The sequence below is a fragment of the Mesorhizobium sp. M0862 genome (assembly GCF_040319795.1).
Taxonomy (GTDB): domain Bacteria; phylum Pseudomonadota; class Alphaproteobacteria; order Rhizobiales; family Rhizobiaceae; genus Mesorhizobium.
Window position 1 is genome coordinate 1 of record NZ_JAMYOJ010000058.1, and the last position, 1,258, is coordinate 1,258.

The 1,258-nt window shown below is 59.5% G+C and carries 1 protein-coding gene; it reads right to left on the reverse strand.

All coding sequences use genetic code 11. From position 1 onward, the window contains the following. Nucleotides 1–13 precede the first annotated feature (13 nt). Complete coding sequence (locus tag NKI15_RS31905; RefSeq protein WP_352888184.1) at nt 14–1,156, reverse strand: IS4 family transposase; 1,143 nt, start codon at nt 1,154–1,156, stop codon at nt 14–16. Nucleotides 1,157–1,258 lie beyond the last annotated feature (102 nt).

Sequence of the window (1,258 nt, forward strand, 5' to 3'; positions counted from 1 at the left end):
CACTGCTGTCCGGTTAAAATTCTAGTAGCATCTGACTGTCGTCGCGTTCGATTGGCGGTGGGGTCTTGAGGGCCTCGATTGAGCGTCTGTGCATGATGTTGAGACGCACAAGGCGAGCAAATGCCAAGGGCTGTCTGACGGTTTTCTGGGTGGCCTGAGCGGCACGCAGAAGCAGATAGGCGATCAGAGCGACAAAGATCTGGATACGCACGGCGTTCTCGGAGGCGCCGAGGAAGTGGCGTATCTTGAGGTTCTGCTTGATCCACTTGAAGAACAGTTCGATCTGCCAGCGCTCTTTGTAGAGGTCGGCGATCTCTTCAGCTGAAGCATCGAGATCGTTGGTGAGGAGACGGATGATCTTGCCGGTTGCGATACGCACGGTGATCTCGCGCACCGGATCGGCAAAGGGATTGCGGCGCGAGCGGGCCATGCGCTGCGGCAGCAGACCGATGCGATCGGAAAGAATATTGTCGGCTTCGGGCGTTGGTTGCTCGGCGGTCACCTCGAGGTGGGTGTGGGTCTTCAAGCGGGACACAAAGCGGCAGCCCTTGGCGTCGAGCGCGGCCCACCAGGCGAAGTCGTAGTAAGCCAGATCAAACACATAGGTCATGCCCGGCTCGACAGGCATCGCCTTGGCCGGGGTGATGTCGTTGGTCCTCAGGGCGGTGAAGCTTGCCGAGAGTGGAGCGTGGGTGCGCGGGTCGAAGACGATGTGCAGCTTGATCGCACGTGCGCCCTTGATGGTGTTCACCCATCCGCTGCTGAGCGAAGACAGTTGCACCCGTGTGGCATCGAGGATGCGCACGGCATCGGCCAATTGCCGGCGGGTGCCTCGGTTGGCCAGAGCGGCCATGTGGGCGAACAGCTCGGCGTAAAGGCCTGCCGGCCGCCTGGCATTTGCATCGGCCAGTGTCGTACGCGCTACCGGAGATCCACCGACATGATAGAGCCGGGCCGAGTGGCTCATCAGCCCCGCCTCGATCTCGCGCAGGCTTGTTGCCCCAGACAGTTGGCCAAACAACAGCGCCAGGAACTGACCCTTGCTGGTCAGCTGCCGCACCCTGTGATCGGCTTTATGCTTGTCCACAAGCCGATCGAACACGCCCCACGGAACATGCTTCAGAAGCGAATTAAAAACGCTATTGTGATGCCGCATGACATTGATCTCCTGCTCGTGTCCCAAACGGCGCGAAACGTCCGAAATCGAGTAGAATCAATGTCATGCAACCTGTCCAGCCAATTTAACCGGACAGCAGTG

Coding starts and splice junctions, on each gene's coding strand:
- NKI15_RS31905 (WP_352888184.1), bottom strand. CDS start 1,156: ATGCGGCATCACAATAGCGTTTTTAATTCGCTTCTGAAGCATGTTCCG.